Origin of the sequence: Exiguobacterium sp. TDN 0502, from assembly GCF_050846835.1 — a bacterium.
Classification (GTDB): domain Bacteria; phylum Bacillota; class Bacilli; order Exiguobacteriales; family Exiguobacteriaceae; genus Exiguobacterium_A.
Genome location: NZ_JBOZGJ010000009.1, coordinates 92,105 through 117,010, shown reverse-complemented (window position 1 = coordinate 117,010; position 24,906 = coordinate 92,105). Strand labels below are relative to the sequence as shown.

Sequence of the window (24,906 nt, the reverse complement as noted above, 5' to 3'; positions counted from 1 at the left end):
CCTTCGAGCAATCGAAGGGTTTTTGTTTGTTTCCAGTTAAATTCCTCATAATATAATATGGTATGAAAAAGAAATAAATTAAAAAAACAGACAAAACTAAATTGTTTATTCCCATTAAATTCATTAAACTAAAAATACAGAATTTTCGTTTAACTGTTTTACCATCATTTTATTATGGTTTTTTAGAAAAGGAGAAACGAAAGCATGAAGAAGAAGATTGCGCTTATGGCGGCCGTCCTGATGACGTCCTCCAATTTAGTCAGTGCCCAAGGTGCACTGTCGTCGCAAGACAAAGCGAGCGGGCAAAAGCCGCAAGCACTCTCACTGAAGAAGTCAGGGCAGGAAAAAGTCTACAAGCAGTCGGATAAAGTCCGTGTCGTCATCGAGATGGATCAGAAGCCGGCAATCCAGATCGCACAGGCGCAAAACAAGCGGTATAGCACATTGAGCAATACCGAAAAGGAATCGATCAAGGATCGTCTCGTCAGCGTTCAAAAAGCGGTTAAATCAGCGATCGCTAAAAAAGCGATTCCCGTTACCTATAAAGAAAGCTTCACGACCGTCATTAACGGATTCAGTGGTGAAGTGAAGTTCGGTGATATTGAAAGCATCAAACGACTTGCCGGCGTAAAGGATGTACATATTGCGCATGAATACGCGCGTCCAGAAGTGGCGAAAGCTGCAAAACCAGATATGTTGTACAGCAAGGATCTCGTCCATGCTAAGGAAACATGGCAGGATTACGGATTCAAAGGGGAAGGAACTGTCGTCGCCGTCATCGATACGGGAATTGATCCGTCGCATAAGGACATGGTTTTAAGTCCAGAGACGAAGATTGATTTAACAGCGTCAAAAGTCGAAAGTGCTAAAGAAACAAAAGGCTTAAAAGGAAAGTACTTCACGGAAAAAGTACCGTACGGCTATAACTACGCCGACCACGATAGCGAAATCCGTGATTTAGGTGCGGGCGCGTCGATGCACGGGATGCACGTCGCGGGTACGGTCGGCGCAAACGGGGATGAAGCGAATGGCGGCATCAAAGGAGTTGCACCGGAAACACAACTGCTTGCGATGAAGGTCTTTGGTAATGATCCAGGGATGCCATCGACATTCAGTGATATCTATATTAAAGCAATCGATGACGCGATCGCTCTCGGCGCGGATGTCATCAATATGAGTCTCGGTTCGACGTCATCATTCGTCAATGCAGATGATCCGGAACAACGCGCAATCGTCAATGCGATGAACAACGGGATCTTATGTGCGATTTCTGCCGGTAACTCGGCATTCGCCGGTCATGGTGCCGGTAACCCGTACACAGCAAACCCGGATATCGGTGTCGTCGGTGCACCAGGATTAACGAGTCAGGCACTCCAAGTCGCATCGCTCGAAAATACAAAATTGACGCTTGAAGGCATGGCGCTGACGATCGACGGGCAGGATGCCGGTTATTTGGCCTACCAAAAACAGGATTCACCGAATCCGATTGCTGTCTTTGATAAAGAGCCGAAGGAAGTCGTATATGTCGGTGACGGTCAAGAAGCGAACTACGCTGGTAAAGACGTCAAAGGGAAAGTCGTCTTCGTCGTACGTAACGGTAACTTCAACTACAGCATGATCCAAGCAGAAGCGGAAAAACAAGGGGCAGCAGGTGTCATCATTCGTGGTAAAGTCGATCACGGCGATTACGTCAGCATGGCCCTCAACAATCCGACAATTCCGATGGTGACGCTCAGTCTCGCGGACGGGAACGATCTTGAAGCAAAAGCAAAAGAGGGCAAGGCAATCACTGTCACGTTCGATGGAAAAGCAGTCTCCGCCGATAATCCGGTCGCAGGACAAATGTCTGACTTTACGTCTTGGGGTGTCACACCAAGCCTTGACTTCAAACCAGAAATCACAGCACCTGGTGGAAAAATCTACTCGACACTTAACGATAACGAGTATGGCGTCATGAGTGGAACTTCGATGGCGGCACCACATGTCGCTGGTGGAACGGCACTCGTCATGCAACGGATCGCAAAAGACTTCAAGGTTAACGGTGCGACACGCGTTAAGCTCGCGAAGAATATCTTGATGAATACGTCGCGTCCGCAACTTGATCAAGGAAAATACAATGCTCAGCAAAACACAGGCAACTTCTACTCCCCACGTCGTGAAGGCGCGGGACTGATGGACCTGCGTGCTGCCATGAAGACGCCAGTCGTCGTCACGGAGACGAAGTCAGGTGAAGGGAAGGCGTCCTTGAAGGAAGTCGGCGAGAAGTTCACGTTTACGCTTGATTTGAAAAACTACAGCAGTGAAAAAGTGACGTATAAGCTAGCGGGAACCGTTCAATCGGATCTCGGTGCGGAAGGGTCGAACTTCTTAGAGGCGAACGGAATCTTCAAAAAAGGAACGATCGGAACAGTGGATGCAAACACGGGCACATATCCGATCTCATTCGCAGTCGGCTCGAAGAAAGCAAGTTCGGTCTCGATCAATCCGAAGAGCTCAACGAAAGTCAGTGTATCGGTCGATCTGAAGGATACAACGGACTGGGCAAACGAACTTCCGCTCGAACAAGTCTTTGAGAACGGCTACTTCGTCGAAGGCTTCGTCCGTTTGATTGATACGAAGAGTAAAAATCCAGAACTGACGGTTCCTTACGTTGGCTTCAAAGGAAAGTGGGATCAAGCTCCGATTCTAGACGCACCACTGTACGATGAAGACAACACGTTCTACGGATTGACAGGTCTAGCGACTGAAGTGAAGGATGATTTTGAGTTCCTCGGCGCGAACGCTGCTGGAGACGTCGTCGCAAACAAAGTCTCGTTCTCACCAAACAACGATGGTAGCGCAGATGAAGCTTTCCCGATCATCTCGTTCCTTCGTAACGCGAAAAAAGTCGAGTACTCGATTCTTGACCGGAATAAAACAACGCTCCAGAAGCTCGATATGCAAACGGACGTCGTCAAGAACTACTACGATAGCGGTTCAGAGGACGGATACACACCAGTCACAAGCGCTGCTTGGGACGGAACGATCAACGGGAAACCGGTCAAGGATGGTCTTTACTACTACAAAGTCAAATCCGTGATCGATTATCCGAATGCAAAATGGCAGTCGAACCTATTCCCAGTCTATGTCGATACGAAAAAACCGGCGGCAACCGTGAAGTGGGATGCTAAGAAATCAATGCTCTCGTGGACAGCAGGTGACCAAGGAACAGGTGTCGCGTCATACGATATCCTCGTCAATGGTAAGAGTGTCTTGAAACAACCGCTTGCTGCAACGGAAAAAGCGTATACGTTGACCGATCTTCCGGAGCGCGCGAAGATTGCCTTCGTCGTGAAGGATTATGCCGGAAACAGTGTGAAAAAAGACGTCAACACGACGGGTGTCGATAAAGCCGTACCAAATGTTCAAATCGATACACCGGTCGCACTTGGTCTTGCGACATCAAAAGTCATCAACATCGCAGGTCACGTCTCGGATGAGTCAGGCATTAAATCGTTCAAGATTAACGGTAAATCTGTCAAACTGCGCTTTGATGCGGCGCAACAGAACTATGCGTTCAGCCATGACGTGACGTACACGACGGATGGCGTCAAGTCATTCAAGGTTGAGGCGTACGATGGTAAAGGAAATCGTATAGCGTTCAACCGTCAAGTCATCATCGACACAGAATTACCGACGATTCGCGTCACTGCACCAAAAACCGTTTCAAGCAAAACAAAAACAGCTGAGATGAAGATCGTTCTTCGCGATAACTACAGCGAATTACGCTTTGACTTCAACGGGAGTGCGGAATACCGCCGGACGTTCAAAGAGCCGTACGTCATGAAAGCCTTCAAGAAGACGATCACGAAAAAAGTGACGCTCAAAAAAGGAAAAAACACGTACAACTTGAAACTGAAGGATCTTGGTGGACACGTCGTTACGAAAACGGTCGTCATCACTAAAAAATAAGTGAACGATGAACAAGCCAGGCGGAAATCCGTCTGGCTTTTCGTTGTGTGTAGAAGCGCTTTGAAGGGTTTATCAGACGAATAGAGGGGGAATTTTAAGAACAGAAACAAGTCAGAGGGGGAACCACCATGAATCCGTTCACGACCTTAATCGCCTTCATCGTAGGGTGTCTCGTCTTATACCTCGGTATCCGTGACCGAAACGGTTGGCTGATCGGTGTCGCGATGATACCGCTCGCGATCGTCGCCTACAGCGTCATCTATCTGATCATTCAGGTCAGTGCGTAGACGTTTTTGAATTACGTCCTACCATTACGGTAGGACTTATTTTTTTGGAAATATCATCAATCGTGAAACTCACGGACTAAAATGTAAGTATATGACAGTATAGAGAGGTGGATGATCATGGAACACGTACATACACAAACGGATGCCTTGGCAGCGCTGTACGAAGAGATGCATCAGAAGACGAAGACCGGCATGTGGGTCATGCTTGCGGCATTCTTAGCGCTCAGTAACACGCTCGAGAAGCCAGTTTACGCGATGATCGTCCCATTATTGTATTTTGGCTATGACATGTTCGTACAACGGAAGCGGTTCGCGCTTGTTGCGGAATATACATCACAGGCTTCAGCAAGACGTCTCTATCAGGTACATGTGCTGATCGGCATCTTACAGTACGGAGCGCTTGCCGGTCTGATCGTTTGGGCAGCCGATCGACCAGATACGTCTTTCTTAATTGGTCTAATCATCATCGTCATCCCGTTTTACTGGATCTGCAGAAAAACGCTAGAGTATATCTCACGAAAGATTGACCCAACGTACATATCGGAACAAGAAATCCACAAAGCCCGCTAAAGGAGACGATGTCATGCAAACGGCTCGAGAAGAACGTCTACAAAAACTCGCCCTCGCGTACCGGGACGTCGAATGGCTCGGTACACGCTGGTACTGGAACGTGCTCTTATTCATAACAGTCGGCATCCTGATCGAGTGGACCGATATCTCCTTGTTGATTTTGACGATTCCAGCCCTTTTTCTCGGTTCCGATTTTCGCTACCAACTAAAAAAACGAAAAATTCTAGAAGGTTATCTCTCAAATGCACAAATTCGCCGGCAGTTTCTACTCCGTATCGGCAGTCATGTTCTGCTGTACGCCATCTTGACGGTCGTCATCACCCAGACGATCGAGGGACCGTTCTGGCAGATGCTTGTGGCAATTTTTGCGATCTTAACACCGCTCTATTTCATCAGCGAATGGATCATCCGACGCGACGGGGCACGTGATCCCGATTATATCAGTGACAGAGAAGTAGCCCGCTTCGTCAGACAGAAAGGAACTTCGAAATGGAACACGTATTCGAGCGACAAGCACGTCTGAATGTAATGAAACGACCGGTGCGTATCGTCACCTATGTCTTTTTAATCCCTGGACTGATTTTTGCTGTACCTGCTTGGTTTGTGCCGGCGTTGGCATCCGTCTTTAGTCAGGTCATATTCTTTTGTCTTTGCGGAATTGGAGTCGTTCGGGAAATCGTCCGGCTACGACTCATGAAGTCCTATTTAACACCATCTATCTATCAACAGACTGTTCAAAGGGTCGCTCGCCTGACAATCATCGGTTATGTCGTAGCGTGGTTGATCGCCGTCGTCATGCTGTCGATTCCAAATGCTCCCGGTTATTTATTCGTTCTTTTACTTGTCTGGAGCGGTGGAGTCGGTCTTGGCGTCACTCGACTGAACCGGTTGGCAAAACAAATCGATCCGGCGTACGTGACGATGGGAGAAATCGAACGTGCGTGGTGGAAACGATAAAATCAAAAGATCCGCATCCATCAGTGAAAGACGCTGATGGATGCGGATCTTTGATTATTTTTTTAACAGCAGATAGATGAAGTATGGTGCTCCAATCAAGGCGACGACGATCCCGGCCGGTACACCGTCTGGTCCCGCGATGTTGCGTCCGATCGTATCAGCGAACGCAAGCAACCAGCCGCCGAGTAAGAGGGCAATCGGTAGGAAGAACTGATGTCGTGGTCCAACGAGCGCTCGAGCGATATGTGGCGCCATCAGACCGATGAAGGAAATCCCACCGGTGACAGAGACGGCAGCAGCGGCGAGTGCAACGGCTGTCAGCAAGAGTTGGATCCGTTCTTTTTCAATCGCGACGCCGACCCCGATCGCGACCGGCTCATTTAAGGCAAGCAGATTGAGCTTATTCGCTTTATAGAACGTCAGCGGAATCAAGACGAGTAACCACGGTAACAGTGAGTAGACGAAGATCCAGTCCGTCCCCCAGATGTTACCGGCGAGCCACTTAGCGATGAAGTCGACCTTTTCACGACGCGTCGATGAAATCAGGATCACCATGATTCCAGACAGCGCCATCGAGAAGCCGACCCCCATCAAAATCAAGCGGATCGGTTGCAGTCCTTGCAAGCGATCGTACGAGAACAGGTAGATCGCTGTCGCGGTGACAAGTGCACCGAAGAAGGCAGCGATCGGTAACAGATAGATGAATGACCCGACATCGGTTGGGAAGTACAGGAAGAACAAGGCGACGGCGACGCCAGCTCCCGTATTGATGCCGATGATACCCGGGTCAGCGAGTTCATTGCGGGTGATGCCTTGTAAGATTGCACCGGATAAGGCGAGCGCCATTCCTGCCATGACGGTGATGAGCAGTCGAGGTAAGCGGAGCGAATAGAGGACGAACTCCTCTTTGAACGAACCGTTTCCAAGTAATGTCGGCAGTAAACGATCGTACGACAGAGAAGCAGGTCCAAGACCGATGCTGACGATAAGTGTTGCGATCAATAGTGCCAGTAACGTCCAAAACGTCAGTTGCTGGCGACGGCGTAAACGAGATTCCATCATGAGAAAGCACGCCCTCCTTTCCTAACGATCAAGAGGAAGAATGGTAGCCCGAGCATCGAGACGATTGCGATGACCGGAGTCTCATAGGGTGCGTATAGTGTCCGTCCGATCGTATCGGCAAGCAACATGAACGTCGCACCGAAGATTGCGGTCATCGGCAGGATGAACCGATAGTCCGTCCCGACGATCGCGCGGACGATATGCGGAATCATCAGTCCGATGAATGCCATGTTGCCGACGAGGGCTACGGCAGCACCGGCAAGCAGGATGACGACGACATAAAGCACGGCTTTGATCCGCTGGATGTTCTGCCCGAGTCCAAGCGCAACTTCTTCCGATAGACTGAGGATCGTCAATTGTCGTGAGAAGATGAATGCAATCACGATGCCGATCGCAATGACCGGCGCGATGACTTGAAGTTGTCCCCAGGTCGATCCGACGAGTCCGCCGGATGTCCATTGGGAGACATCTTGGGCAATCTTGAAGTAGATCCCGATGCCTTCCGCAATCGCGTACAGAAAAGCGGAGATCGCGGAACCGGCAAGGACGATCCGGAGCGGTGAGAAGCCGCCTTTTTTCGAAGCCCCGATTCCAAAGACAAGTGCTGCCCCGAGTGCCGCACCGACGAAACACGCGATCATGATCCCGAAGTAGTCAATTTTCGGGAACAGGACGATGACGAGCGCAAGTGCCGCATTCGCACCTGCTGTCAGACCGAGTAGACCGGGATCAGCAAGGGGATTGCGGGTCATCGCTTGCATGATGGCACCCGAGACACCGAGTGCCGCACCGACGAGGATCGCTGCCAGTTCCCGTGGCAAGCGGATTTCCTGGACGATTTTTGCTTTTTCATTCAACGGTCCGAACGTCAAAGCGTTCCAGACTTCGCGGATCGTCGTATCGGCAGCACCGAACGTCATCGCGATCCAGAACATCCCGAAAAAGAGGACGAGACCGAGTGTGATTTTAATGCCGAACGGAATTCGACCAGCTGACATGAATGTCGCCTCCATTTCTGATTCAGTGAGTGAGCCACAAAAAAAGGGAGGGATCCCGCAGGTTCCCTCCCTTATTCATTATGCGCCAAGGAAACTTTTCTTGAAGAACTCGAGTTGACGTTCGAGTGTGAGCGGATCGTTGAAGTAGAACTCCTTCGAATCGACTTCGAAGACCCGATCGTTTTTAACGGCTGGAATGTTCTTGAACGTGTCCGTTTTCGTAAATGAGTTGTCCGCTTCCGCACTCTTACTGAAGACGAGGTAGTCGCCTGCGTATTCAGGAAGGACTTCTGGTGACAACGCATAATATCCGTCTTTTAATGCCATCTTCGTGACTTTATCTGGCATTTTCAATTTCATTTCCTGATAGAGGATCTCTGTTCCACGACCCCAGTTGTCGCCGAAGACGTAGAGTTGTTTATCGAAGCTTTCAATGACAGAGACAGTAGCATCTTCACCGATTTTTGCTTTGATGTCTTTACCGGCAGCAGCAGCGCGTGTTTTGAAGTCTTTGACCCAGTCGCGTGCTTCCTGTTCTTTGTTGAGCAATTTACCGATTTCGATGTGTTGCGTCAAGTAGTCGACTTTTCCGTATGTGTACGTGACTGTCGGAGCAATCTTTTTAATTTTATCGAGGTTTTTCGTTGTTGAGTAGCCGATGATCAAGTCTGGTTCGAGTTCGATGATTTTTTCAACGTTCTCTTCCGATACTTCCGTGACATCTTTGAGTTTGTCGAACTTCGGATTCGCTTTTGACCACGAATCGACACCCACGACAGGAACGTCGAGTGCCATGACGTTGCCGGCGAATCCAGCGAGGACGACGACACGTTTTGGATGAGCTGGAACTTTGATGTCACCATTCTCCGATTTGTACGTGATCGTCTCGTTTTTCGACCCAGACGTTGCGTCGTCTTTTTTCTCCGTATTGCCACACGCTGCGATGACAAGCGTGAGAATGAGTAAAACCGGTACAAGTAGTTTCTTCATGATTCAATCTCCCTTGATTAAGTTGTAGGTGATACACATCGGCTTGTTCGTCCGCGGATCGCGTCCGATTTCAGCATCGATATGGAATACTTCTTGTAAGACGTCTTTTGCGATGACTTCCTCACACGTTCCGGCTTTGACGACTTCGCCGTTTTTCATGGCGATGATATAGTCGGCGAACCGTGCCGCTTGATTCAAGTCATGCAGGACCATGACGATCGTCCGTCCTTCGGTCCGGTTGAGATGCTCGAGTAGTTCGAGTACCTCGAGTTGGTGGGCGAGATCAAGATAAGTCGTCGGTTCATCGAGGAAGATGATATCCGTCTCTTGGGCGAGTGCCATCGCAATCCAGACCCGTTGACGTTGACCACCCGACAGCGCATCGACCGGACGATGTTTGAATGCCATCGTATCCGTTGCTTCGAGTGCCCAATCGATGATCTCATAATCGTGTTTCGTCAAGCGTCCGAATCCTTTTTGGTACGGGAAACGACCGTATGAGACGAGCTCTGCGACCGTCAGACCACTTGCACTCTCTGGAGTTTGTGGCAGAATAGCCATTTTCCGGGCAAGTAGCTTCGTGCTTTCCTTGGCGATATCAAGACCATCGAGCAACGCACGTCCCGATTGATGGGGAATGATCCGTGTCATTGCTTTCAATAAAGTTGATTTGCCACAACCATTCGCCCCAATGATCGTCGTAATCTGACGATCGGGAATTTGGACGGACAAGTCTTTGACGATGGGACGATCACCGTAGCCGATATTGATTTCTTCTGTTGCTAAACGTACCATACGCGACGACTCCTTCGTTGTTCTCTCCATTTTCACTGATAATGATTATCACTATCGTCTCACTAACCATACCAGTCCTGTAAAAACGCTGTCAACATTTTTTCTTGTGTTCAAGAGATGTTCACGTTATCATGAGGGAGTGAGAATGATAATCAATAACAATCAAGGATGAGGAGTGAGTGAGATGAGGGAACAGGAGTTGTTCGACGTAACGATCATCGGTGGAGGACCTGCAGGGTTATATTCGACGTTCTATAGTGGTCTTCGGGGCATGAAGACGAAATTGATTGAGTATCAAGCAGAACTCGGAGGAAAATTGCACGTTTATCCGGAAAAGATGATCTGGGACGTCGGTGGACAGCCGCCGATCACTGGTGAAAAACTCATGGCTCAACTCGTCGAACAAGGACTGACGTTCCAACCGACTGTTCAATTGAATGAAAAGATCATCTCGATCGCAAAAGACGTCTTCGGAAACTTCGTCTTAGAAGCAGAATCGGGTCGGATCCATTATTCGAAGACGGTCATCGTCGCGGTCGGCGGCGGCATCCTCAATCCACAAAAATTAAAAGTCGAGGGTGCGGAGCGCTTTGAAGTGTCGAACTTGAACTATACCGTCAAATCGATTGAACGTTTCAAAGGAAAGACCGTCATCGTCTCAGGCGGTGGAAATTCAGCGATCGACTGGGCGAATGAACTCGAACCGGTCGCGGAAAAAGTCTACGTCACGTATCGCCGGGATTGTTTCTCAGGTCACGAGGCACAAGTCGATCAGCTCGTCAAAAGTTCAGCAGTCTGTCTCCTCAACACGACGATTCACAAGCTGATCGCAAGTCCTGATCACCAACAGATTGCATCGGTCGAGTTGATCGACTGTCAAACAGACGAGATCGTTGAGATTCCGATTGACGAAGTCATCATCAATCATGGGTATGAACAAGATGCGGCACTGCTTGACGCCTGTGATCTTGATATCGCACGGGTCGATGACTTCTATATCGCGGGGAATGCGGCGAGTGAATCGAGTGTACCGGGGCTCTATGCAGCAGGAGACATCCTGTCGCACGACGGAAAAGTCCACTTGATTTCAGGCGCGTTTCAAGATGCGGCGAACGCCGTCAACCGGGCGAAACGCTTCATCGAGCCGGAAGCGCCAAAAGTGGCGATGGTCTCGTCACACAACGAAGTCTTCAAGAAGCGCAATCGGGCGTTGATTGAGGAACGCATCAATCAATAATCTTGAATAGTATAGATACGTCCAAATTTCGTGGAAACAAGCGGATCTTGGACGTTTTTTTATTCAATTTTCGTTTTTGTAATATAACAGATGTGTTTGACAATGAACTGTGTTTAGGACAAAATTCTACTTATGTTCCGCTACAGAATAGGAAACAAGCAGGACGGATGGTTAAGGAGGAAGGGTATGACAACTACGAAACGTAAGCCAATTGGCCTTGCCTGGCAAATTTTAATCGGCTTGATTCTCGGGATCACAGTCGGTGGTGTATTTTATGGGAATCCCCATGTTGCGGAGTGGCTCAAGCCAATCGGTGACATCTTTATCCGGATGATGAAAATGATCGTCGTTCCGATCGTCTTCACGACGATCGTCCTCGGTGTCTCATCAGTCGGTAGTCCGAAAAGTCTCGGACGTCTCGGCGTCAAGACACTCGGTTACTTTACGATCGTGACGATGATCGCGATCTTCACGGGGCTGTTTGCAGCCAACTTGATTGAACCAGGTGCCGGTATCAACATGTCGACACTCGATAAGACGGATATCTCGTCGTATGTCGCAACGGAAGAGACGACAAAAGACGCAGGACTCGTCGACAAAATCGTCAACATCGTACCGACGAACATCTTGGACGCGATGGTCCGTGGTGACATGCTTGCAATCATTTTCTTCTCGGTCTTATTCGGACTCGGTGTCGGTTTTGCAGGAGAGAAGGGGCAACCGGTCGTTCGCTTCTTTGAGGGTGTCGCAGCAGCGATGTTCAACCTCGTCAATATCGTCATGAAGTTCGCACCGATTGGTGTCTTCGCCCTGATCGGTGTCACGGTCTCGACGTTCGGGATTGAATCGCTCGGTTCATTGTTTAAACTGATTGCGACGTTATACGTCACGGCGCTTCTCTTCATGGTGATCGTCTTTGGCTCCATCATGAAATGGGTCGGGATTCGGGTTTCTGATTTCACGCGTATCTTTAAGGATGAACTCTTATTGACGTACTCGACGGCATCGTCTGAGACGGTACTGCCGCGCGTCATGGAAAAACTCGAACGGATGGGCGTTCCGAAATCAATCGTCAGCTTCGTCGTACCGACGGGTTATTCGTTTAACCTCGATGGATCAGCGCTTTATCAAGCGCTCGCTGCCTTGTTCATCGCACAGATGTACGGCATTGATCTCTCGATCGGAACACAGCTGACGCTCGTCTTCGTCTTGATGCTGACATCAAAAGGGATGGCTGCCGTTCCTGGCGTCTCGTTCGTCGTGTTACTCGCAACACTCGGTACGGTCGGTATCCCGGCAGAAGGACTTGCCTTCATCGCGGGAATTGACCGAATCATGGATATGATGCGCTCGGTCGTCAACGTGACAGGAAACACACTCGCTTCACTCGTCATCGCGAAGTGGGAAGGTGTCTTGGATGAAGACCAACTCGAGACGTTCATGTCGACAGAAGGGAAAAAAGACGACGTCCGCAGTGCGTGACTATCGTAAATACAAGGAAGGACTGAATCGTCAGTCCTTCTTTTTTTCATCCTTGAAAATAGATTAAAGGCGATTGTTTTTAAAGAAAAGCTCTTATTTTTGATTATAGTTAAATCAATGTTGAATATTATTTATTTTAAAGTTAATATTATTTATATAATCATAAGGAAGAGGCGATAAGATGCAAACGGTAGGAATCGTCATTGGTATTGTCGCAGTCTGTATCGTACAATTTTACTTAGCAAGGCAAGGAAGAGTCTGGAGCCTCATCATTCCAGCCATCATCATCGGTTTCGGTGTCTACGTTTATTTTGGTACAGGACCACACTCGGCGGATCGAGAATCGGTGATTCGGATAGGGACGTTTGCCTGTCTGTCACTGATGATCTCAATGGCTGAGATAGGCATCGACTCGCGCCGTAAGCAATTGAAGCGTGAGAAAGAACGGATTGAGATTCAAGATTTGTAAGAGAAGTGAGGGAACACGATGGAACGACAAGACGTACCCGCTTGGGTACTGGCACTCGAACAGGAGCATCTCGAGTTCATCCGGAAGTTCGTCTTGAGCTCCGGTTCATTGAAGGATATGGCAGCTGCCTATCAAGTATCCTATCCGACCGTCCGGGCGAAGTTGAACCAGTTGATCGAGCGGATTGATTCGGTGCAGCAGGAAGATGTCGAATTCGTCAACATGATCAAGAACTTGGTCTTAGATGAACGGTTGAGTCTCGATGTGGCGAAGACGATCATCGATTCCTACCGCAAGGGTCAAGCGAAGGAATAAACCAAAAAACGAGATTCCCGCCTGACGGAAATCTCGTTTTTTTATTGCTTGTCGTTCTTTTTATCCTGTTCCTTCTTGATCATCTTCTTTGCTGCTGCACGGAAGCGGAAAATCAAGTAGAGACGGTAGAAGTCGATTGCGGCGAACAACGTCAGGAGAATCGTCCAGAAGTTGAAGACCGTTCCTGCTTCGACTGAGTTATTGTAGGCAAGGAACATGAAGAGAATACCGAATATGGCATAGAACACTGCCATGAAGTTCGAGCTTTGACGCATGAAAACACGACCTTTCGTAAATTAAGACATCGCGTAGATGGCGAGTACGACGATTCCGTTGTTAAAAACATGGATGGCGATCGGAGCAAGGATCCGGCGCGTCTTGACGAAGACGAGCGAGAAGACGAAACTCATCGCGACATAGATTAAAAATTTGTTGTCTTGGTGGATCAGTCCGAACAAGGCACCCGTCAAGATGAAGCTGAAGAAGAAACCAAGCTTCGATGAGAGATTGCCGAACATGATATGTCGGAACAAGAACTCTTCCATGATTGGTCCGAGGAGGACGACCATGACTTGCAAGAGTGGAATGACTTGAATCGCTTGGATGATCTGATCCGTATTTTGTGACTTCGCAACATTTTCGATTCCGCCTGCCATCCAGGCATCAATCAAATTGACGCTGATCAAGAGTGCATACAGGAGCGCAATTCCGATCCCGATCCATTTTAGTGTATCCATCGGATCGGTTTGACGTCCTTCTGCCTTCCACTTTTGCCAATCGGGACGCAGGCAGTAGTAGGAGACGATGACGGCGACGGTGAAGCCGATCGCGAGCCACCAACCGGCGACGTCAGCAATGACGTTCTTCGGAAGGAAGTACTGGAACGAACCCGGAACCAATTGGACGATCAGGTAGATGATGATCGGGATGACGTGACGCTTTTGCCACTTCTCCGCCATCAGAAAAGGCAGACTGATTGGATTTTTCATCGTACAGGACACAACTCCTTTGTAATGAAGGTACTGTCCCGATTGTAACAAACAAACGGTCTTGGCGCACGATTGACGATGATTCAAAGGTGTCGATTTCGGGAAAACGGATAAAGGTTCAGGCTTGAATTCAGGAGAGAAAGCGTATAAGATAAAAATATGTTAGCACTCAACGAAAGTGAGTGCTAAAAACAATCATTTTCAAGGAGGATGTTTCGCATGTTAAAACCACTTGGTGATCGCATCGTGATCGAAGTCGTTAAAAAAGAAGAAACAACACTCGGAGGAATCGTTCTTCCTGGGTCAGCGAAAGAAAAACCACAAGAGGGTAAAGTCGTCGCTGTCGGTACTGGCCGTGTGACAGAGCAAGGCGTACGTGTACCACTTGAAGTGAGTGTCGGAGATCACGTCATCTATGCACAATATGCCGGTTCGGAAGTCAAAGTCGACGGCAATGAATACTTAATTTTACGCGAAAGCGATATTTTGGCAGTAGCCGAGTAATTCAGTCAATCATCTATAAGGGGGATTTCAGTCATGGCAAAAGAGATTTTATTCAGTGAAGAAGCACGTCGGGCAATGCTCCGCGGGGTCGACGCATTAGCGGATGCAGTCAAAGTCACGATCGGACCAAAAGGACGCAACGTCGTCCTCGAGCGAAAATTCGGTTCACCACTCATCACGAATGATGGTGTGACGATCGCGAAAGAAATCGAACTCGAAGATCACTTCGAGAACATGGGTGCAAAACTTGTTGCAGAAGTTGCCTCAAAAACGAATGAGATCGCAGGGGATGGTACGACAACAGCGACAGTCCTCGCACAAGCGATGATTCGGGAAGGTCTTAAAAACGTCACAGCGGGCGCAAACCCGATGGTCATCCGTAAAGGAATCGAAAAAGCGGTCCGTCGCGCTGTCGAAGAGTTGCACACGATCGCAAAACCAATCGAAGGTAAAGAAGCAATCGCTCAAGTCGCAGCGATCTCAGCAGCGGACGAAGAAGTCGGTCAATTGATCGCAGAAGCGATGGAACGTGTCGGTCAAGATGGTGTCATCACGATCGAAGAATCACGCGGCTTCACGACAGAACTCGATGTCGTTGAAGGGATGCAGTTCGATCGTGGTTACGCGTCACCATATATGATCACGGATTCAGATAAGATGGAAGCGGTCCTTGAGAACCCGTACATCCTCGTCACGGACAAAAAGATCTCAAACATCCAAGAGATTCTTCCAGTCCTCGAGCAAGTCGTCCAACAAAACAAACCACTTCTCATCATCGCAGAAGACGTCGAAGGTGAAGCACTCGCGACACTCGTCGTCAACAAACTCCGTGGTACGTTCAACGCGGTAGCAGTCAAAGCACCAGGCTTCGGTGACCGCCGGAAAGCGATGCTTGAGGATATCTCGATCGTCACAGGTGCAGAATTGATCACAGAAGACCTCGGTCTTGATCTCAAGGAAACACAAATCACGCAACTTGGTCGCGCGTCGAAAGTCGTCGTCTCAAAAGACAACACGACAATCGTCGAAGGTCACGGACACGGGGATTCGATCGAAGCACGTGTCGGTACGATCCGTGCACAAATCGAAGAGACGACAAGCGACTTCGATCGTGAGAAATTACAAGAGCGTCTGGCGAAACTCGCAGGTGGCGTAGCCGTCGTCAAAGTCGGGGCAGCAACCGAGACAGAACTGAAAGAACGTAAGCTCCGGATTGAAGATGCACTCAACGCAACACGTGCAGCGGTTGAAGAAGGCATCGTAGCAGGTGGGGGGACAGCTCTCATTCACGTTACGAAAGCCGTCGAATCGATTCTGTCGGTCTCAACAGGTGACGAAGCAACAGGTGTCAACATCGTTCTTCGTGCACTTGAAGCACCGCTTCGTCAAATCGCGGAAAACGCAGGTCAAGAAGGTTCGGTCATCGTCGAGCGTCTCAAGCATGAAGCGCCAGGAATGGGCTACAATGCGGCAACAGACGAGTATGTCGACATGATCGAGACAGGAATCGTCGATCCAGCGAAAGTAACGCGTTCAGCACTTCAAAACGCAGCATCCGTTTCAGCGATGTTCTTGACGACAGAAGCTGTCATCGCCGATAAACCAGAACCAGCCGGATCTACTCCTGCAATGCCTGATATGGGCGGCATGGGTGGAATGGGCGGAATGATGTAAGACAAATTTTATAAATAATAATAAAAAGGGTATTCAAAAATTTTGTTTGAGAATACCCTTTTTTTGTTATAATAAAAGTGTTTATTTTACAGGTAAAATATTGGAAGTGGGGTTTGGAATGAGAATAACATATTTAATAGGTAACGGTTTAGATATAAATCTCGGATTGAAGACGAGCTATATTAATTTTTATAATCATTTAAAAAAACATAAGGATGAGATAAATAATTCTATTGTTGATACCATTATCTCTACAATTTTTAATGAAACTATTTTGAAAGATAACGGTAAAGAATCTAAAGAAAAAATTGATTGGTCCGACTTTGAAGTAGCAATTGGAAAGTATACTAGGGAAATAGCGTTTGAAGAGAATGATAGAGAAAAATTTATTGAAGAATACGAAGAATTTATAGAATTCTTTACAGATTACATAGAGAAAAACTTAAAAACATTTTCTTTAGATAAAGTAATTAATGAAAATTTAGAACAATTTGATATCTCTATGAGGAATCCTATAAACACTTATGAAAGAGATCAAGTTAAAATGTTAAATAAATTAAATCAATTTAATCAAAATAACAAATATTTGAATTTTATTATTTTCAATTACACGACTATTTTCGATGATTTTTTAAAAAAATGGAAATCTCATTATTCTCAAGATAAATTAACAACCTACGATCCTATCCATATTCATGGTTATTGTCAGGAAGAGATATTGCTTGGTGTTAATGATCCTTCTCAAATAGATCATGAATTTTCTTCGAATACTGATATACAAATGATGATGGTTAAAAACATAGCAAATGATTATGCCTTGACATCTAGAAAAGAACAGACTGAGATAGCTATTAATAATAGTGACTTAATCATAATATATGGAATGTCTTTAGGTGATTCTGATAAGTATTGGTGGGAAGTAATAATTAATAGCCTAAAAAAGGATCGCAATAGATCTGTTTTAATTTACGCTTATGAAGTTGAACCAGAAAAATTAAAAAAACATACTCGAAGAATGCAAAAAAAGCAAAAAGAGTGGAAAGAAAAATTATTACAATATTCAAATTCAGAAGATAGCAAAGCTTTAAGTGAACAAATATTTATTCAGTTCAATACTAAGAATATATTCAACTTTAGTCAGATAAAGAAAGAAGAGCTTACTTTTAATTAAAATAAATTATTTTTTTGATAAAACTTACATTAATTGAGCATACTATGTTCAAATTTTAAACATTATACGAAATGTTAATAAAAGTGGAGCAACAATAAGACAGATTAATTATGTACTATTAATTTTGAAATATTAACTTATGTTATTTTTTTTACCTGTAATAAGGAATGTAAGATAAATGATACAAGACATTTCATCTGTAAGTACCGAATCCTAGTAAATAGGGGGCGGTACTTTTTATTTACGATAGTATACTTAATAGTTGAAAGAATTACATAAACAGTACTCATCATTTTAGAAATAAAGATAACGAGAGAGGAGACGTCAAGTGAATGAGATTTTAAAAGGGGTAGTAACCTCGGGGACGCTTATCGTCGCAATCGGTGCTCAAAACGCATTCGTTCTTAAACAAGGTTTATTAAGAAACAATATTTTCTGGATAGCGCTAGTATGTTTTTTATGCGATGTATTGTTGATGTGCACGGGTGTGCTGGGAATCGGTACTGTCATTAAGAATAATACTTTTGCAAATGTTGGTCTTGCGATTATCGGAGGACTATTTCTACTTTTATACGGATTCAAATCTTTTCGCAGTGCATTTTCTTCATCACATACAATTGATATTTCAACAAATCCTAAAATCATCCCTATTCACAAAACGATCTTACTCACATTAGCAATTACACTTTTAAATCCACATGTCTACTTAGATACGGTCGTTATCATCGGTGGAATAGCTGGGACTTTGACATTGGATCAAAAAGTCAATTTCTTGATCGGAGCTTTGATTGCCTCTTTTGTCTGGTTTTTTGGTTTAGGATACGGCGCGAGATGCTTAATGCCTGTGTTTAAACAACCCAAATCATGGAAGATATTAGATTTTGGAATAGGATGTTTGATGTTTTGGCTTTCGTATCAATTGATTCAGTTTGCGCTAAAAGAAATTTGAAAAGTGAAGCCCATTATTTCTTCTAGTGTTGTTAAAGAAATTTTATGAGCTCTAAAGCTATTATTATTCAATCAAATTATGCAAAGGAACATGAAAATGCGGAAAATAAAAAAATACAGAAATAAACGAGGGACACTAATTTACTGTCCATGCCGAAAAATGTTTTTGCGCCATACACCAGAAGAGGAGGTACGGCAAAAAATTCTAGCAATTTTAATTAATGAGGTCGGTATACCGACTGATTCAATTGACACAGAGTATCCGCTTAGTAAGTTTAATGTGCAGCTTAAAACAAGAGCAGATATAATCATATGGCAAATGGACTATCTGGAAAATGCAAAACCCCTGTTGGTTTTAGAAGTGAAAGCAACCAACATTCCGCTTACAGATCATGCATTAAACCAGGTTAGAGCCTATAACCAAACAATTCAAGCTAAATATATTGGTATTACAAATGGTACTTTAACCTATCTTTTTGAAGAGAAGAATGGAGAAATCTTACCACTTGCTGAAGATTTTTATTCGTTTCAGCAACTTGTCGACGGAGAAGTAACGTATATTTCATATCCAAAAATGAGAAGACTCTCTTATGATTTAATTACAGACGAACATTATTTAAAACTTTTACGGAATGAAGGTTATATCGGTGAAGGGACACCTATAAAGTTACATCCATTCATTGCAGAACTTCGAAATTATTTACTTACAGGTCAAATAACTGTTCAAGATCAGCCTATTTCGATTGTTGAAGATCTTGGATGTGGCTATTTTTCATTTGGGAATGCGGCTGGAGGAGCATTCCCAGGATATTATCGCAGTTTGATTCTGAAAGATTTAAATCGACAGCATAAAATTTATCGTATAACGATTATTGGAACAGATAAGACACAAGATGATCCCACGTTTGGTAACAGAAGTGGAAATACCATGATGAATGTGGCAATTGAAGATATGGGTACAGGTTCTTTCGTTTTACAATTGAACATTGATAAGTTTTTTTCTTATGAAACAGAAAATGATGTCTATCATATTTTTCATAACGGTCGAAGAAACGGGTACAAAAACAGTGAAGTCATTGCCCAAGTTGAAAAACATGCTCCTCATTTAATCCAAAAAGGTAAAATTTATTTAGGTTCGCTACCAGCAAACAGGGCACTTACGAAAGAAGATGCTTCCACTTTTATAAGTAGTTTAATTATGTATGCCAATGTACGTGAGAAGCTTCGAAAAAAGCGGAAGAAAAAAGCAGCTAAGTATTAAGAAATTTTTAAGATAGGAATTTAATATTTATACTTTTGTTACAAGTACCCTCATAAAAAATAGAATTTGTAGACAATCGATCAGTTTTACTATTTATAAAATTCCGAGCTTGATTTTACATCTGAAAAATAAGAACTGTGAAAGAAGGAATGATACTTACGGAACGAACAAAAATAGAATTAAATTAATAAATTCATGATTGTATTTTGATTTTTGACTCGTATAAAGAACGAGATTAATGAACAAGCCTGATTCCTCACTAGATGTAAAGAAAGTCAGGCTTGTTTATTTTAAGAAAATCAGATGCACTTTGATTACTCCAGTTCATTCTCCTCAATAATCTTATCCGACAGCTTTAACTGCTTACTCACATCCTTCACTTGATTTCGACAGAACTTCAGCTCAACTTTCTTTTCCGTTGAGACGTTGTAACAGGTGCCTTCACCGGATGCTTTCGTCAAATCTGCTTCATAGTAATAGTCCTTGTAGCGGAACGAACCATCGCGGAAGCCAGTCAGGTTTGGTTTGTCATCGACGAGGGATTGTCCCATCATATAGGACGTCTTGAGATTCAATAGATCAATGATCGTTGGTGCGATATCGATCTGTCCGCCATTTTCTTTCATGACCCGACCGGTTTGCTGGTCGGGTTTTTTGATGAAGAGCGGGATGCGGCGCTCGAGCTCAAAGGCAGCAACCGGAGACGAGACATCCGCTTTTTTGCGCATCTCGCTTCCTTCATTGACGAGTCCACTATCGTGATCGCCATAAAAGATGACGAGAGACTGATCCCAAAGATCCCGTTGCTTCAACTCGTCGATCATCTTCCCGATACCGGTATCGACATAATAGACAGTCTGGTAATACCGTTTCAACATCGGATCGTCATATCCGGACAGATCAAGCGTCTGATCTTCCTTGTCGATCTCATACGGCGTATGACTCGTCAGCGCGACTAAAAACGAGAAGAACGGTTCTTGCAACGTCTCCATGTGATCAATCGATTCGAGGAAGAACTGTTGATCGTTCAGTGCCATGCCGATTTTCTTCTCTTTTGAATAATCCTTTTGGCTGAAGAAGTGCTTAAAACCGATGTTCTGGTAGACATCGTCACGGTTCCAGAAGCCTTTTTCGTAAGCATGCATCGCTGCCGTATCGTATCCGTTTTTCTCAAGTAATGCAGGGAGCGGCTCGAATTCATTCGATGGATATTGCGTATAGACGGAGCCTGATCTTAATGGATAAAGCGATGTGTTCGTGATGAACTCGGCGTCCGAAGTTCGTCCTTCATGCGTCTGGTGATAGAGCGACGAGAAGTAGAGCGATTCCTTCTTCAACTGATTTAGGTTCGGCGTCACTTCTTCGCCATTGATGGTTTGGTCGATGACTGAAGCCTGGAACGACTCGAGTTGCACCAAAATGATATTCGGTGTCTGCTTCGCACCTGTTGGATTCGTCTGCTCCTTTTGATGGATGCGCTGTTGTTCCTGTGCCGTCAGTCCGTCACTTTGTCGTCCGGTCACACCTTTGAACGCGTCCCATCCGTGATAGCCCCAGAAACCGAACAGGTAGTAGTCACGCATATCGGAGATCGTTGCCGTCGGTTGACGATCTTCCATTAGCGTCCGGTAGGTCAGCAGCGAAGCAGACAAAATAATGCCACTGATTGCGAGTAGTCCCGCTGTCCGGCGTCGTGTTTGCGCCGTCGTCACTTCCGGTCGTTTGTGGAAAACAAAAAGCAGTAGTACAAAGATCAAACTATCAGCGAACAAGAGAAAGTCTTGCGGTACGATCAAAGCCGTGAAGCCGCTGCTGACATCACTCATCTGCGTCATCTGTGAGAGGAGCGAGACGGAGAGGAAGTCCTCGAAGTAACGGTAGTACCACATGTCGGAAGCCAGTAGAAAACTGTGCGCGAGCAGTAGACCGAGCCAGACCCAGCGGCGTTTATTCCACGGAATCAGTAACGTCCAGCTCGACAGAATCAGCATCCCGGCAAGGTTCATGAGTGTTAAATGGAGCGAAAGATCGGTCTTTGTAAAGTAACTAAACAGCATGAACTTCAGCATGCCGAGTAATAGATAAAGGGTGTAGCGAATCGCCATGGTCAGTACTCCTTACGTGTGTCATCACACAGTCTTTACCCTGAATCGAAACGTGTCGAACGCTTGAGTGTTTTCTTCAAAAAAACATTAGAAGAATGACTGAATATGGAATAAAATAGAATTAATCACTTATTTTTGAAAGGATGTTCTACATAGATGAACTGGAAACATTGGATGGGAAGTGCCGCGCTGATTTACGGTACATGGATGACACTCACTGTAAGTGCAGATGCTGCACCGTATGATGTCAAAACGAAAGATCAAGCAATCGTTGGATTTTACGATTTAGAGACAAAAGAGACGACACCTTATCCGAAAGACGTCTCACCGTACATGGAACTGCGGGCGACGTCAGCTGATAAAACGTTATTCTTGTATGAGGATTATTATGGAGATGAGACTGAACATCCTTATTATTTGATTGATGCGAAGACGGGAGCTTCAGAACTACTGACATTACCAGAAGACAAGAGATATCTTCGAGTTTTGAATCACGATATGGTGCTAGGGTATACTTCGTTTGATAAGTTATCAGTCTTTGTCCGCGAAGGGGATCAATTCGTTACGCGTGATACGTTAGAAGTGACTTCTCAAAATCGGGTGCAGTGGATTAGTGCGAATCGTTTCTCGATCCAACGAGAGGACAGTGCTGATTGGTATGATGTAAATCCGGACGGTGCATTCTCAAAAGTCCGTTCCGTTGACGTGAAGCGGTTCTCGCCTTTAACGAATGACTGGATCTTGGATGATGAACAGGATACGTTGCGTCAAGTCGTCACCAATCAACAAATCACCTTACCAAAAGTCTCACGAGGGTATTACGTTGAGGGAGCATATGAAACGAAAGATGGATTGTACGTTCAACTGGTCGATGCTAGTTCGTCAAACGAGTCATCGTTATTCTACTTAGATACGGCAAGTGGGCAATTGACGACACTCGTTGACCATTCAGAGCAATTAGCGAATGAACTATTAGCCGATGGAAAAGCCATCTACCGGAGCAAGGATCAAGCGATGATGCTATCGTTTGCGTCCTATTTGCGCCAACCGATCGCAATCGATGACTTGACAAAGAATGATACGACGTTGCTTGAAGGAACGGTTCTCTCTCCGAGCGTTGAGCTGACGCGTATAGATGGAACGACAGGTATCGTTGAGCCCAGTAAATTATCGTTTACGGGGAATGTCGAACTGAAAAATGAGCTGTTCACGATCACGACGACTCCGAAACGTTTACCGTATAGTGAGTACCGGACGACATACACGACTGAAACCGGTAAGGTCTTGGAGGACCTGACACGTTATCAATACCAGCGTTACTTAAAAGCTCAGAGTTCAGCGATTCCAACCATCAAGGAAGGTACAACAGCCTATAGCTTCAACATCGATCAAAGCGATGTTCCGGTGACGGTCTATGGAAAAGACGGCGTTCTCATCGGAAGAGCTGCCTCCGATGAGACAGGACGTGTCCAAATCAACGTGTCGACGAAAAATCTTGTCGGTCAAGTGACGCGTTGGACGTTCGGCAATACACGAGATTTCAATCAAGAAGCATCCGTGAACCGAACCGTCGCAGGTTATGAAGTACCACGCATTACCCAGTCAAAAAACGATAATTTTAAATTCATCACATACCGCTTAGAAAGTGCTAAAGAAGGCGGTATCTATAAAATCTATGCAGGTAAACGACAAATTCAATCTGTTCCAGCAACGAAAAAGACAGAAATCACGATTCCGTATACGAATGACTTAGCGTCATATCGTGTTACACGAAGTGGTGAGTATCCTACGAAATCACTCTCACTGAAAGATAGCGTGATGATTTACAGTAGTCTATCCGCACCCCTAACGGACGAGCACACGACGATTGAAGGGGTTCTTGATTGGGATGCCGATTTCGGGAAGCTATATATTGATGGGAAATATACGGCGTATATCGATCGAAAGAAAACGCGAATCTTTGCAATCAAAACCAAACCATTGAAGGTTGGTCAAGTCGTGACGTTCGTTGCCCGTAAAGGGACACAACTTCAAGTCTCCGGACAGAAAGTCGTGGCAGCAGCTAATCCAACACTCAAGTCGTATACGACGTCACTCAGTCCGACGAGTACATCATGGAAAGTTAAAGCGACGAAAGGAAAGACGATTGTCGTCACAATCAATAAGAAGCGGTACACGAAACTCGCAACCGGTAAGACACAAACGATGACGTTCCCGAAACAAAAACGAGGCACTCGGGTCACGGTACACGCGGAGTCGATCAAGTTGCGTAAGAGTAAGACCTTTAGTTTAACGGTTAAATAAGTGAGCGGACAGGAATCCTTCGAGGCAGACGATGTCTTACGGGATTCCTGTTTTGTTTTAAAGTGGTCGTTGGCTCAAACGTTTAGTCGAAGAATTGGGCTACATTTCCTCTTGAATTCAAACAATTGGCGTTAATTTGCGCAGAAAGCGGGAATAGAAAGCGTGTACGTCCATCGTCCGTCACTGTCATTTGAAAAAGGAGCGAAGTCATGTCAAACGTGAAACTAGCAGTCATTTACTACAGCTCAACCGGAACGAATCATCAACTTGCCTCATGGGCAAAAGAAGCGGGAGAAGCAGCAGGTGCGGAAGTCCGCCTCGCGAAAATCAAGGAAACAGCACCAGCAGAAGCGATTGCTTCGAACCCATTATGGCAAAAACATACGGATGCTACACGTGATATTGAAGAAGCGACACCGGATCTACTCGACTGGGCAGATGCAATCATCTTCAGTGTTCCGACACGTTACGGTCATGTTCCGGGTCAATTCCAACAGTTCCTCGACACGACAGGTGGACTTTGGGCACAAGGCAAACTCGTCAATAAAGTCGTCAGTGCGATGTCGTCGGCACAAAACCCGCATGGTGGACAGGAAGCAACTGTTCTCGCGGTCTATACGACGATGTTCCACTGGGGTGCAATCGTTGCGGCGCCAGGGTATTCCGATCCTGTCTTGTTCGCAGCGGGCGGAAATCCATATGGCACGACAGTCACCGTGGATCAGGAAGGCAACATGGTTGAATCGGTCGAACCGGCTGTGCGCCATCAAGCAAAACGGACGGTTGAAGTGGCAAGCCGTCTTAAGTCATAACATTACCTAACTCAAAAAGCGCCGG

Annotated in this window: 23 protein-coding genes; 16 read left to right on the top strand and 7 right to left on the bottom strand. The window is 45.8% G+C overall.

Going from position 1 to position 24,906, the window contains the following annotated elements; genetic code table 11:
- Positions 1-204 precede the first annotated feature (204 nt).
- The 5 genes from ACRPK8_RS11005 to ACRPK8_RS10985 all read left to right on the top strand — a co-directional run bounded on the left by ACRPK8_RS11005 (position 205) and on the right by ACRPK8_RS10985 (position 5,765).
- Positions 205-3,951, top strand: a complete 3,747-nt coding sequence (locus tag ACRPK8_RS11005) for a S8 family serine peptidase (RefSeq protein ID WP_432238256.1) — start codon at positions 205-207, stop codon at positions 3,949-3,951.
- 128 nt (positions 3,952-4,079) lie between these two features.
- The gene (locus ACRPK8_RS11000; RefSeq protein WP_200904908.1) at positions 4,080-4,238 is read left to right on the top strand and encodes a hypothetical protein; all 159 of its coding nucleotides are present in this window, start codon (positions 4,080-4,082) and stop codon (positions 4,236-4,238) included.
- Between the two features lie 117 nt (positions 4,239-4,355).
- A complete protein-coding gene (locus ACRPK8_RS10995; protein ID WP_432238255.1) occupies positions 4,356-4,808 on the top strand; it encodes a hypothetical protein in 453 nt (150 codons plus the stop codon).
- Positions 4,809-4,821: 13 nt separating this feature from the next.
- Positions 4,822-5,331, top strand: a complete 510-nt coding sequence (locus tag ACRPK8_RS10990) for a hypothetical protein (protein WP_432238254.1) — start codon at positions 4,822-4,824, stop codon at positions 5,329-5,331.
- Positions 5,298-5,765: a hypothetical protein gene (locus tag ACRPK8_RS10985; RefSeq protein WP_432238253.1), complete on the top strand. Its 468-nt coding sequence runs from the start codon at positions 5,298-5,300 to the stop codon at positions 5,763-5,765. The genes ACRPK8_RS10990 and ACRPK8_RS10985 overlap by 34 nt, the downstream gene beginning before the upstream one ends.
- 54 nt (positions 5,766-5,819) lie before the next feature.
- Here the strand turns inward: ACRPK8_RS10985 and ACRPK8_RS10980 are convergent, their stop codons facing one another.
- From ACRPK8_RS10980 to ACRPK8_RS10965, 4 genes are all read right to left on the bottom strand, one after another.
- Complete coding sequence (locus tag ACRPK8_RS10980) at positions 5,820-6,824, bottom strand: FecCD family ABC transporter permease (protein ID WP_432238271.1); 1,005 nt, start codon at positions 6,822-6,824, stop codon at positions 5,820-5,822.
- Positions 6,824-7,825 (bottom strand): FecCD family ABC transporter permease, encoded by a 1,002-nt coding sequence (locus ACRPK8_RS10975; protein WP_432238252.1) that lies wholly within the window; start codon positions 7,823-7,825, stop codon positions 6,824-6,826. Before ACRPK8_RS10975 ends, ACRPK8_RS10980 begins: the two co-directional genes overlap by 1 nt.
- 78 nt (positions 7,826-7,903) lie before the next feature.
- Positions 7,904-8,815, bottom strand: coding sequence for an iron-hydroxamate ABC transporter substrate-binding protein (locus ACRPK8_RS10970; protein WP_432238251.1), 912 nt, complete (start codon positions 8,813-8,815; stop codon positions 7,904-7,906).
- A gap of 3 nt (positions 8,816-8,818) precedes the next feature.
- Positions 8,819-9,610 (bottom strand): ABC transporter ATP-binding protein, encoded by a 792-nt coding sequence (locus ACRPK8_RS10965; RefSeq protein WP_023469594.1) that lies wholly within the window; start codon positions 9,608-9,610, stop codon positions 8,819-8,821.
- A 184-nt stretch (positions 9,611-9,794) separates the two neighbouring features.
- Here ACRPK8_RS10965 and ACRPK8_RS10960 point away from each other — a divergent pair, with 184 nt between their 5' ends.
- The 4 genes from ACRPK8_RS10960 (at position 9,795) to ACRPK8_RS10945 (ending at position 13,113) form a co-directional block, all read left to right on the top strand.
- The gene (locus tag ACRPK8_RS10960; protein ID WP_432238250.1) at positions 9,795-10,847 is read left to right on the top strand and encodes an NAD(P)/FAD-dependent oxidoreductase; all 1,053 of its coding nucleotides are present in this window, start codon (positions 9,795-9,797) and stop codon (positions 10,845-10,847) included.
- A gap of 186 nt (positions 10,848-11,033) precedes the next feature.
- Positions 11,034-12,329 (top strand): cation:dicarboxylate symporter family transporter, encoded by a 1,296-nt coding sequence (locus tag ACRPK8_RS10955; protein WP_432238249.1) that lies wholly within the window; start codon positions 11,034-11,036, stop codon positions 12,327-12,329.
- 181 nt (positions 12,330-12,510) lie between these two features.
- Complete coding sequence (locus tag ACRPK8_RS10950) at positions 12,511-12,798, top strand: hypothetical protein (RefSeq protein ID WP_432238248.1); 288 nt, start codon at positions 12,511-12,513, stop codon at positions 12,796-12,798.
- Positions 12,799-12,816: 18 nt separating this feature from the next.
- Positions 12,817-13,113 (top strand): DUF2089 family protein, encoded by a 297-nt coding sequence (locus ACRPK8_RS10945; RefSeq protein WP_294740180.1) that lies wholly within the window; start codon positions 12,817-12,819, stop codon positions 13,111-13,113.
- A 41-nt stretch (positions 13,114-13,154) separates the two neighbouring features.
- Here the strand turns inward: ACRPK8_RS10945 and ACRPK8_RS10940 are convergent, their stop codons facing one another.
- Positions 13,155-13,388, bottom strand: a complete 234-nt coding sequence (locus ACRPK8_RS10940) for a DUF4305 domain-containing protein (RefSeq protein WP_023469589.1) — start codon at positions 13,386-13,388, stop codon at positions 13,155-13,157.
- A gap of 21 nt (positions 13,389-13,409) precedes the next feature.
- Positions 13,410-14,102, bottom strand: coding sequence for a CPBP family intramembrane glutamic endopeptidase (locus ACRPK8_RS10935; protein ID WP_035410790.1), 693 nt, complete (start codon positions 14,100-14,102; stop codon positions 13,410-13,412).
- Between the two features lie 219 nt (positions 14,103-14,321).
- On the opposite strand from ACRPK8_RS10935, the gene groES reads away from it, so the two are divergent.
- The 5 genes from groES (at position 14,322) to ACRPK8_RS10910 (ending at position 19,660) form a co-directional block, all read left to right on the top strand.
- Complete coding sequence (gene groES / locus ACRPK8_RS10930; protein ID WP_023469587.1) at positions 14,322-14,606, top strand: co-chaperone GroES; 285 nt, start codon at positions 14,322-14,324, stop codon at positions 14,604-14,606.
- A gap of 33 nt (positions 14,607-14,639) precedes the next feature.
- Entirely contained in the window at positions 14,640-16,280 is a 1,641-nt protein-coding gene (gene groL, locus ACRPK8_RS10925) for a chaperonin GroEL (RefSeq protein WP_432238247.1), read from the top strand.
- A gap of 106 nt (positions 16,281-16,386) precedes the next feature.
- Positions 16,387-17,451, top strand: a complete 1,065-nt coding sequence (locus ACRPK8_RS10920) for an AbiH family protein (protein ID WP_432238246.1) — start codon at positions 16,387-16,389, stop codon at positions 17,449-17,451.
- A gap of 328 nt (positions 17,452-17,779) precedes the next feature.
- Positions 17,780-18,400, top strand: coding sequence for a LysE/ArgO family amino acid transporter (locus tag ACRPK8_RS10915; RefSeq protein WP_432238245.1), 621 nt, complete (start codon positions 17,780-17,782; stop codon positions 18,398-18,400).
- A 90-nt stretch (positions 18,401-18,490) separates the two neighbouring features.
- On the top strand, positions 18,491-19,660 hold the full coding sequence (locus tag ACRPK8_RS10910; RefSeq protein ID WP_432238244.1) for a type I restriction enzyme HsdR N-terminal domain-containing protein: 1,170 nt from the start codon (positions 18,491-18,493) through the stop codon (positions 19,658-19,660).
- Positions 19,661-19,974: 314 nt separating this feature from the next.
- On the opposite strand, the gene ACRPK8_RS10905 is transcribed toward ACRPK8_RS10910, so the two are convergent.
- A complete protein-coding gene (locus ACRPK8_RS10905; RefSeq protein WP_432238243.1) occupies positions 19,975-21,765 on the bottom strand; it encodes an LTA synthase family protein in 1,791 nt (596 codons plus the stop codon).
- A 156-nt stretch (positions 21,766-21,921) separates the two neighbouring features.
- Between ACRPK8_RS10905 and ACRPK8_RS10900 the strand changes: the two genes are divergently transcribed.
- A complete protein-coding gene (locus ACRPK8_RS10900) occupies positions 21,922-24,069 on the top strand; it encodes a hypothetical protein (RefSeq protein ID WP_432238242.1) in 2,148 nt (715 codons plus the stop codon).
- Positions 24,070-24,278: 209 nt separating this feature from the next.
- On the top strand, positions 24,279-24,881 hold the full coding sequence (gene wrbA / locus ACRPK8_RS10895; protein ID WP_432238241.1) for an NAD(P)H:quinone oxidoreductase: 603 nt from the start codon (positions 24,279-24,281) through the stop codon (positions 24,879-24,881).
- Positions 24,882-24,906: the final 25 nt, after the last annotated feature.